The organism is Corynebacterium mendelii, assembly GCF_017307055.1.
Classification (GTDB): Bacteria; Actinomycetota; Actinomycetes; order Mycobacteriales; family Mycobacteriaceae; genus Corynebacterium; species Corynebacterium mendelii.
In genome coordinates, this window is the sequence record NZ_JAFLEQ010000016.1 from 185,350 (window position 1) to 186,906 (window position 1,557).

Consider the following 1,557-nt stretch of genomic DNA (forward strand, 5'->3'; position numbering starts at 1 on the left):
GGCGGGGGAGCGGTTTACAATAAGCTGTGGGCTGTTTCCCGCCGGCCACGGCGTGCCGCCGTCGGCGGGGCACTCTGCCCCCATCCACGGGCGACAATGTCCGCCGCCCGACACCTTCAGAAGAAACGACCGGTATTTATGACCCAGCACCCCCATGACCCGAATCTCATGTCCCTTCCCGAACTTGATCCCGATGTCTATGCGGCGATCGTCGGGGAACTGGCCCGCCAGCGCGGCACCCTGGAGATGATTGCCTCGGAGAACTTCGTTCCCCGTGCGGTCCTGCAGGCCCAGGGTTCGGTTCTGACCAACAAATACGCCGAAGGCTACCCGGGCCGCCGTTACTACGGCGGCTGCGAAAACGTCGACATCATCGAGGACCTGGCCCGCCAGCGCGCCAAGGATGTTTTCGGCGCCGAGTTCGCCAACGTGCAGCCGCATTCGGGTGCTCAGGCCAATGCCGCGGTGCTGATGAGCCTGGCTGAGCCGGGGGACAAAATCATGGGCCTGTCACTGGCCCACGGCGGGCACCTGACCCACGGCATGAAGCTGAACTTCTCCGGGAAACTCTACGAGGTTGTTGCCTACGGGGTTGACAAAGACACCTTCCGGGTGGACATGGATGCCGTGCGCGAGCAGGCCCTGAAAGAAAAGCCGAAGGTTATCATCGCCGGCTGGTCGGCCTACCCGCGCCACCAGGACTTCGCCGCCTTCAAAGCCATCGCCGACGAAGTCGGGGCGAGGCTGTGGGTGGATATGGCGCACTTCGCCGGTCTGGTTGCCGCCGGTGTCCACCCCTCCCCGGTGCCCCACGCCGACGTGGTGTCCACCACGGTGCACAAAACCCTGGGCGGACCGCGTTCCGGGATGATCCTGGCCAAGCAGGAATGGGCGAAAAAGATCAACTCGTCGGTGTTCCCCGGCCAGCAGGGCGGGCCGCTGATGCATGTCATCGCCGCGAAAGCCATCGCCATGAAACTGGCGGCCACCGAGGAATTCAAAGACCGCCAGAAACGCACCCTGGAAGGGGCCTCCATTCTGGCTGAGCGCCTGATGGCCGACGACTGTAAAAAAGCCGGCGTCGATGTGCTCACCGGCGGCACCGATGTGCACCTGGTGCTGGCCGATCTGCGTAACTCCGAGATGAACGGCCAGGAAGCCGAAGACCTGCTGCATGAGGCGGGGATCACCGTCAACCGCAACGCCGTGCCCTTCGACCCCCGCCCGCCGATGGTGACCTCCGGGCTGAGGATCGGAACCCCGGCACTGGCCACCCGCGGCTTCGACACGACAGCCTTCGAAGAGGTCGCCGATATTATCGGCACCGCTTTGGCCGCCGGTAAAAACGCCGACGTGGCCGCGCTGCGGGCACGGGTGGAAAAACTGGCCGCCGACTACCCGCTGTATGAGGACCTGGAAAACTGGTCGCTTCTGTCCACCCCGAACATGTAGGGCAGCCGGCGCCGGGCACAGCCGGAATGCGGTTGCCGACAACCAGCGGACCGGTTGCTTGAATAAAACAACAAAAACACCGGCGGCTGCCAGACGGGAACAACC

1 protein-coding gene is annotated in these 1,557 nt (G+C 64.2%); it reads left to right on the forward strand.

Features of this window, described 5'->3' with window-relative positions; all coding sequences use genetic code 11:
* Nucleotides 1–138: 138 nt before the first annotated feature.
* Nucleotides 139–1,452, forward strand: coding sequence for a serine hydroxymethyltransferase (gene glyA / locus JZY06_RS09270; protein ID WP_207279264.1), 1,314 nt, complete (start codon nt 139–141; stop codon nt 1,450–1,452).
* Nucleotides 1,453–1,557 lie beyond the last annotated feature (105 nt).

Excerpts from the sequence above, each read along its gene's own strand:
- glyA (WP_207279264.1), top strand. The coding sequence starts at position 139 with ATGACCCAGCACCCCCATGACCCGAATCTCATGTCCCTTCCCGAACTT.